This is a genomic window from Sphingopyxis sp. EU05-FHT14B03 (genome assembly GCF_058790875.1).
This window is the reverse complement of the sequence record NZ_JBYTDC010000006.1, coordinates 107099-115390: the sequence shown is the minus strand read 5'-3', so window position 1 is coordinate 115390 and position 8292 is coordinate 107099. Positions and strand designations below refer to the sequence as shown.

At 60.6% G+C, this 8292-nt stretch carries 5 protein-coding genes and 2 pseudogenes; all 7 read right to left on the bottom strand.

Going from position 1 to position 8292, the window contains the following annotated elements; translation table 11 throughout:
• Positions 1-73 precede the first annotated feature (73 nt).
• A pseudogene (locus tag AC3WS4_RS24680) lies at positions 74-439 on the bottom strand (IS5 family transposase); the annotation flags it as partial.
• Positions 440-550: 111 nt separating this feature from the next.
• Positions 551-1395: pseudogene (locus tag AC3WS4_RS24675) on the bottom strand (IS3 family transposase); the annotation flags it as partial.
• A 283-nt stretch (positions 1396-1678) separates the two neighbouring features.
• A complete protein-coding gene (locus tag AC3WS4_RS24670) occupies positions 1679-2674 on the bottom strand; it encodes an alpha/beta fold hydrolase (RefSeq protein ID WP_039575348.1) in 996 nt (331 codons plus the stop codon).
• Positions 2674-4308 carry a flavin-containing monooxygenase gene (locus AC3WS4_RS24665; protein WP_039575352.1) on the bottom strand — a complete coding sequence of 545 codons (1635 nt, stop codon included), beginning with the start codon at positions 4306-4308 and terminating at the stop codon, positions 2674-2676. The genes AC3WS4_RS24670 and AC3WS4_RS24665 overlap by 1 nt, the downstream gene beginning before the upstream one ends.
• A complete protein-coding gene (locus AC3WS4_RS24660) occupies positions 4305-5918 on the bottom strand; it encodes an acyl-CoA synthetase (RefSeq protein WP_039575354.1) in 1614 nt (537 codons plus the stop codon). The genes AC3WS4_RS24665 and AC3WS4_RS24660 overlap by 4 nt, the downstream gene beginning before the upstream one ends.
• 57 nt (positions 5919-5975) lie before the next feature.
• On the bottom strand, positions 5976-7067 hold the full coding sequence (locus AC3WS4_RS24655; RefSeq protein ID WP_039575356.1) for an acyl-CoA dehydrogenase family protein: 1092 nt from the start codon (positions 7065-7067) through the stop codon (positions 5976-5978).
• Positions 7067-8287, bottom strand: coding sequence for an acyl-CoA dehydrogenase family protein (locus AC3WS4_RS24650; protein ID WP_039575359.1), 1221 nt, complete (start codon positions 8285-8287; stop codon positions 7067-7069). The genes AC3WS4_RS24655 and AC3WS4_RS24650 overlap by 1 nt, the downstream gene beginning before the upstream one ends.
• Between the last annotated feature and the right edge of the window lie 5 nt (positions 8288-8292).

Sequence of the window (8292 nt, the reverse complement as noted above, 5' to 3'; positions counted from 1 at the left end):
CGCCGCCTGCCTGTTGCCCCCAATGCGGTCACCGCCTCCGTGAAGAGACAATCAAACTTCTGCCAAAGTAGTGCTAGGCCGCGTTGACAAAAGACTTCAGCCATAGCCGCGTGGCGGCGAGGTTTAGGAAGCTCTCGAACGAGAGAAGGGTTTTGTCATATCGAGTGGCGATGCGTCGTTGCTGTTTGAGCTTTCCGAACATGCGCTCGACGCGGTTGCGGTCCTTGTAACGGCGATAGTCGGGATGCTCTGGCACCTTGCGGTTCGAGCGGGGCGGGATGATCGGCAGGATGCCCCGGGTCAGCAGGCTTTCCCGGAAGCGATCACCATCATAGCCCTTGTCCGCGAGCAGCGCCTTGGGTGTGGCGACGGGGATCGCCATCAGCGGTTCGGCAGCGGTGTAATCAGAAGCCTCGCCGCCGGTCAGGATGGCCGAGAGTGCTTTCCTTGACGATGGAAGCCATCTGGATCATAAAATCACCAGCGCCGATCACCCTCGGCGTAACGAGACCTGCCGGCCTTTTCACGCTATGCCTTCCCAACATAGGACGTTGTCGGACCAGATATGCTCGGGTGGCCCATGCTCGGTGAACAGATCGGCGAGGACGTCGATGACGTCGTTCGACCGGAACCGCCGCAGCGGCACCATCGCCAGGCATTCCCGGCTGTGCTCGTCGATGATGTTGAGCATCCGGAACTTCCGGCCGTTGTGCGTCTGATCCTCGACAAAGTCGTAGGACCACACATGCCCGCGGTGCAGCGGGCGCAACCGGATGCACGACCCGTCGCCAAGCCAGAGCCGGCGGCGCTTCGGTTGTCTCTTCGGCACCTTTAAACCCTCCCGCCGCCAGATGCGCTCGACCACCGACAGGCTGACCTGCCAGCCGGCATGCCCGAGCAGCGCATGGATACGGCGATAGCCGTAACGGCCATAATCCTTCACCAGCGCGATAATGTCGGCCGTCAGGCGCCGCTCGTCGGCATGATCTCTCGGAGGATGCCGCTGTGTCGAGCGGTGCTGACCGAGCACGCGGCAGGTCCGTCGCTGCGATACCGATAATGCACGACGGACCTGCTCGATCGCCTCGCGGCGACGGGAGGTGCTCAAAAAGTCAGCTTCGATGCCTCTTGCAGGATCGCCTTGTCCAGTGCGAGGTCCGCGACAAGCCGCTTCAGCCGTGCATTCTCGCGCTCCAAATCCTTCATCCGCCGCGCCTGATCAACCTTCAGGCCGCCATATTCCTTGCGCCACCGATACAGCGCCTGTTCGGATATCCCGATCTGGCGGCAAGCCTCGACCGCAGTCGATCCCCGCCCGACCAGCACATCCGCCTCACGCAGCTTCGCGATGATTTGTTCCGGCGTAAACGTTGACGTCCCATAACTTTCTCCAATTCTCTCGCCACAATCGGCTCTCTCTAGAATTGGACCAGTTTTTCCAAGGCAGACCAATCTCGCCCAACTCATGCCATGGTCCACCGTGGCCTGAAAACACCGGTTACATGCTTTCGCTGCTTGGCACTGTTTCGCCTTCCCGTTCTATCTGGTGCGGCGCGAACGATGGCTTGAACGCCGCAACGGCATGGCCGGCGAACGCTGAGTGGTAGCTCCCTTTCCCGGCAGGCAAGGTCTGGCAAGCACCGCACCTGCGGGAACCCGGGGCGAAGGACAACCAGGATCAGGCTGCAAGTGGCGGTGCAGTGTGCGTATCCCAAAGGGCAAGAATGCTGCGGAGTGCGGTTACAAAGGCCAAAGGCTGATCGAGCATCAGATGGTGACGGGCTTCAGGCACCGCGATGATCGGAATGTCACCTCCACCCAGCTCGCGGACGTATTCGGCCGATTCCGGGGTGAAGAGTTGGCTCATACCGCCGTGCACGATGGCCTTCCGGCCCGGTGCCTGCACCAGACGCTCGCCCATGGTGAGCCATTCGTTGGGCTTGTTGCTCCTTCGAAAGACCTCGGTTGAAAACTTCCACGTCCACTCGTCTCCATCCTGTCGCAGGGAATGATAGGCCATGTAGTCCAGAAGGAATGGCTCGCCGACCGGCTGGGGCGGGGAAAGGATGTACCGCTTACGTGCCGTTTCATAGCAGGGATAACGCTTGCTGGGCTTGTCCGGATCGCCGGAACCAGGGCTTGACCGCCTGAGGTTCCAGTACTCTTCCAGGAGAGCGGGCCGCATGATCATGAGATCGCAAACCACCACTCCGGCAAAGGCCTCGGGCCACTGGGTCACGGCTGTCAGGGCTGCGCCCGACCCGAAGCTGTGCGCGATGATTGTCGGCTTTTGGCCATCCGCAAACATATTCAGCGCCTCGGCAATCTCGCGAAACTCGCCCCCTCTCGCCAAGAGGTCGGCGCGCCCACGCATGTCGCTGTCGCCCATGCCGGCCAGATCAAACGCCACCACGTCATAATCTTCTGCCAGAAACGGTGCAATGAAGGCAAAGCAGCGCGCATGTGCCAGAAAGCCATGGGTCATCAATACCTTGGGCTTGCTGGGGTCACCCCATCGGAAATAGTGCGCCTTGGCCCCATCTATTTCCACATAACCTTCTTCGCGGGGCACCTTGAGCGCCGAAACGAACCATTCGGGCAGATGTGAGCCGTCGCCAGCCCAAACAGGATCAATGTCCACTGGAAAGTCACTTATTCTGAACATCTCATTCATCAGGTTGCGCTGTCCTTGTTCGCTGGTGTGCTGGCGGCAAAGCCGCGGTAGGCATCGCGTGCCACATCGCCGCAAATCGCAGCATAGGTCGACACGCTTGGAAAATTGATGAGTTGGCGCTTCTTACCCGGGATGTTTGCGCCCATGTACCAGGAGTCCGCTTCGGGAAAGAGCGTCATCGCGCCAACCTGAGCGACCATTTCGGTCCAGTCCGCCTCTGCTTGCGGATCGGCGTCGAAAAGATCGTAACCGTTGTTTCGCAGCCAGACCATGAAATCGCAGATCCAGTCGCCCTGCATTTCCGCGCTTGTCGGGCCGTTGGAAAAACCCGAGGGGCTCAGGGGTCCGTAAGCGAACAGCATGTTGGGGAAACCCGATACCGCCATTCCCAGATAGGCGCGCAGCCCGTTGTACCAAGCTTGCGACAGTGACAGGCCGCCCCTGCCGGTGATGTTCATGTCGATTAACCCGCCCCGCCCCGCGTCGAAGCCGGTGGCGAAAACGATGAGATCGCATTCGACCTCGCCGTCTGCGGTTGTGATTGCGTGCGGCCCGACACGGGTGATCGGGTTTGCCTTCAGATCAACCAGCGCAACATTGTCCTGCGCGAAAATCTCGTAATATCCCTTTTCCAGCGAAGGTCGCTTCGTGCCGAACGGATGCGGCGGTTCGGATGGGGCGAGTTTCTCGGCCAGATCGGGATCGGCGATCCGCGCGCGAACCTTGTCGCGCCAGAAATCGTAGGCGTGGCGATTGGCTGCGCGATTGGTAAGCAAGTCGGCGAAGTTGTGGTACCAGAACCTCAATCCGCCTCGCTGCCATAAATCTTCGAAGTGGGCATTGCGCTCAATCTCGTCGACTTCGAGCGCCGAGACTTCAAGTGACTGGCTTTCAAATCCTCCGCTCGTCTGCCTGCGCTGTTCGAAAAGGGCAGGATAGCTGTGCTTTTCGCGTTCCTGATCCTCCCGCGTCAGCCGCTCTTGCCGCATCGGCAGGGCCAGGATCGGGGTTCTTTGGAACAGGGTCAGCGTCGCAGCACGTTTGGCTGCTTCCTGCGCAACCTGCACTCCGCTTGCTCCTGTTCCAATCACGGCAACTTTGCGCCCATCCAGATCAATACCTTCCTGCGGCCAGCGCGCCGTGTGGCACCATTCGCCCTCGAAATCCTCAATGCCTGGGATGTCCGGGACATACGGCTTCGACGCGAAGCCGAGTGCAGGCAGCAGGAAGCGTGTCGATATGGTTTGCCCGCCCTCAAGCTGTATGTGCCATAGCCCCGCCCCCGCATCAAAGTCGGCGCATTCGACCCTCGACCCCATCCGCATCAGCGGCCAAAGGTTCAGCGTATCGCAAACATGACGGAAATAGGCCCTGAGCTCTTCCCAGCCAGGAAAGCGCTCACTCCAGGTCCATGGCTGCCACACTTCGGGCATCGAGAATTCATAGAGCGGAATCTGCGAATCCACCCGTGCGCCGGGATAGCAATTCCAGTGCCAGATGCCGCCCGGATCGGCCGCCGCATCGACCAGCAGCACGTTGAACCCGGCGTCACGCAACTTGTGGAGCAGGTAGATCCCGCTGAAGCCGGCACCGACGATCACGGCGTCGTAATCGGGCGAAGTCTGGGTCGTCATGATGCGGCAGTCAGGCTCTCGGCAATTGCCTTCGCCGTTGCGTAGTCGGCCTTGCCGTTCGATGCGCGCAGGGGGGTATTCGTTGGATATATGGCCTTCGGCGTCTTGTATCCTGCCAACTGCCCCCGCACATGATCCTTGACGGCTTGCTCGTCGAACGGAGCGTCGACGCTGAGGTGGACAACAGCGGTGACGGCTTGGCCCCATTTCTCGTTCGGCACGCCCACGACCAGCGCGTCACCAATGGCGGGATGGGTCTTGAGAATCTCCTCGACTTCCTCGGGGTAAACTTTCTCGCCAGCAGTGTTGATGCAGACGCTGCCACGGCCCAGCAAGGTCAGGCTGCCATCGGCCTCGACCATGCACCAGTCGCCGGGAATCGAATAGCGGACCCCATCGATTGTGCGGAACGTCTTGGCGGATTTTACGGGATCCTTGTAATATCCCGCCGGGATCGCCCCCATGAGAGCGATAAATCCCGGTACGCCGCTTCCCGGCGTCACTTTCCGGTCGTTTTCGTCAAAGACATCGCAGAATTCGCCAATCGCAAATTTTGCGGTGTTGGTGCCCCCTTGCGCGGTTGTGATGGAGCGGCCGAAGCCGAGCCCTTCGGAAGCGCCGAAGCTGTCCATCAGCACCACCTGGGGGATATGCTTGCACAGTCCAGCCTTGACTTCCTTGCTCCACATCACGCCGGATGAAACGATGGTAACGAGGCTGCTGGTATCCCAGCGGCCGGGATTCTCGTCCAGCGCTTGCAGCATCGGCTTGGCAAATGCATCGCCCACAATTGCGATGCTTTGCACCTTGTGCTTATCAACCGTTTCCCACAATTCCGTCGCATCGAAGGACGGGTCTGCAAGTGTAACGATGGCGCCGCCCGACATAAGTGTGCCGATCGCGGTGATGAAGCCGGTCCCGTGCATCATCGGGCAGGATGGCAGGGTGCGGTTGCCGGGCCCTTGACTTGTGATCAACGCGACGTGTTCTTCGAGTGTCTGAGGAACGGGGGCGAGCAGCTTCTGGGCCTCGAGCTGTGCTTTGCGCATTTGGTCGTGATGCCACATCACGCCCTTGGGCATGCCCGTCGTGCCGCCGGTATAGATGAAGAGCTGATCTTCGGGAGAGCGCACTATGCCGAGCGCCGATCCGTCGCCTTCTTGCGCGAGTGTCTCGTAAGGGATCGCAAAAGGCGCGATTTGCGAAGCCTCGCCAATTTCCACAAAGGTGTGAACTTTCTCGAGCCGATCCTTGAGCTCGACGATACAGTCGCGGAATTCCGAACTGTAGACGATCACTTCGCTATCGGAATCGTCGAAGATGTAGAAGACCTCCTCGGCGACATAGCGGTAATTGATGTTCACATGGATCAGGCGCCCCTTGAAGCAGGCTGCCATCAACTCGCCGTATTCGGGTCGGTTGCGCATATAAAAGGCAACCTTGGCCCCATTGCCGGCTCCGCGCTGCCGAAGCGCGCGGGCGACATTGTTCGAACGTCCGGACATTTCGGGCCAGGTAATGATCCGGTCACCGTGGATCAGGGCTGGCGCATCCTTTGGCATGACAGGCTCGAAAGCGTCGAGAATGTCGCCGAGATTCCAGTCGGTCACATCAGTTCTCCTCTGCGAACGGGGCGGCTCTGGCGTGCGCTATCCCCGGAAGAAATATCACGCAGCTTTGGTCCAGCCCTGAAGTGCCGCAGCCTCCGCCCGGACCGCTTCTGGCCCACCCAAGACCTGCCGGTCGAATCCGATCCGTTTGAACCAGTAGTGCAGGCCAAGCAGGTCGGTGAATCCCATTCCGCCGTGTACTTCGGTGGAAGTGCGTGCGACAAATCGATGGACCTCGGCCGTGTGCGATTTCGCATGGCAGGCGACCAGCGATGCCTCGTTCGGCACCGCGTCGAAGGCGTGGGCGGCGTACCAGACGAGCGAACGGCACGGTTCATGACGCGCGGCCATCTCGGCGCACATATGCTTTACGGCCTGGAAACTGCCGATCAGGCGGCCGAACTGTTCGCGCTGGCCAGCATAATCGACAGCCTTTTCGATCATCGCCTGACCTGCGCCAAGACTGTCGGCGGCCAGGATAACACGGCCTGCATCACGCAACCGGGCCGTTGCAACTCCCCCATCATCAGCCAGTGGTTCCGCTTCGGCCCCGTCAAACCGCAATTCCCCGACGCTGCGGGTGCGATCAATGGTAGTCAACGCGATAGCCTTCAGGCCCGACGCCTTGGCACCGACAAGGTGCAGCCTGCCACCGGAATCGGCGACAATGTAGGCATCATCTCCTTCGAAATCGAGCGCGAACAGGGCGGTGCCGTTGAGCTTCCCGCCGGCAGAGGAAACTCCCGCGCCGTCGCGTACCTCGATCGTCTCGGAAATCGCGACACCGACACGCGCCTCGCCGCTCGCTATCTTTGGCAGCCAGTGGGCCTTTTGCTCCTCGTTGCCAGCTTCGCGCAAGGCGATCGGTGCGAGAACCTGACTGGCGAGAAACGGCACCGGTGCGACCGCATAGCCAAGCTGTTCCGCCACCACCGCCGCGTCGAGCAAGGTCATGCCGAGCCCGCCATGCTCTTCGGGGACGAGCATTCCGGCAACGCCCAGATCGTGGAGGGCGCGCAACACCTGGTCACTCAACGGATTGTCCCGCTCCGCACATTCGCGGACGTGACTGAGCGGGCTGGTATCGGCGAGGCACCGCGAAACGGCGTCGCGCAACATCTGCTGGTCCTGCGAAAGTCCAAAGTCCATCAGTCTGCTCCCTGCTTCTGACGCGCCATGTCCGCGGGGTTCGGCTCACGTGGCATTTCAAGGCCGCGTTCGGCGATGATGTTCTTCTGGATCTGAGCGGTCCCGCCGCCGATGATAAGACCGAGTTGGAACATATAGCTCCATTGCCACGCCCCGCCGTCCCGCTCACGCGGGCTGTGGTGATAGAGTATGCCCAGTTCGCCCATGGCGTCGATTGCCAGCGCGGATATCTGGTGAGCGAGTTCACAGCTTTGCAGCTTGACGATCAGCTTCGCCATGCCGCCCGGCTCTCCCCTAAGGCTGTTCGAAAGGATCCGCATCCCATTGTATTTCATCGCCGCCACTTCGGCCTGAAGTGCCACCAACCGGTCGCGCAGTACCGGATTGTCGATCGCGCGACCCTGGCCCAAACGCTCTTCCTGCATCAGTGCGATCAGCGCCTGCAGCCGGTTTTCGAGCGCGTCGGGATCGCCCAGCATTCCGCGCTCATGGCCAAGGGTTGCATTCGCGACGAACCAGCCCTGGCCCCGCTGGCCGACGATATGGTGCATCGGGACCCGCACATCGGTGAAGAACGTCTCGTTGAACTCGGCGTGACCGGTCATCGTCTTCAAGGGGCGAACCTCGATGCCCGGCGTGCCCATCGAAAAGATCAGGTAGGAAATGCCGCCATGCTTGGGTGCGTCAGGCTCGGTCCTGACCAGGCAAAAGATCATGTCTGCCTGCTTGGCGGTGCTGGTCCAGATCTTCTGGCCATTGATAACAAACTCGCCGTTTTCGATGTGCGCGCTGGTCTTGAGGTTGGCGAGGTCCGACCCGGCACCGGGTTCGGAATAGCCCTGGCACCAGACAATATCGCCTTTCAACGTGGGTTCGATCCAGCGCCGTTTCTGTTCCTCGGTGCCGAGTTCGAGCAGGGTCGGCACGAACATCGAGATTCCCTGATTAGCAAGCCCGCCCGCCACCCTGGCCCGCGCAAATTCCTCTGCGATGATGCGCGATTGGAGAATGTCCGGCTCGGCTCCATAGCCTCCATACTCCTGCGGGATCGTTCGCGCGGCATACCCATGCTCGATCAACAGCTTCTGCCATTCGACCGCCTTGGAGGAAGGTCGGGCCGCCCGGTCAGCAGAAGGCGGCGCGAGATGGCTATGCGCTTCGATGAAAGCCCGCACTTGCTTGCGGAAGACATCGTATTCGGGCCCGTAATCAAGATCCATAACGC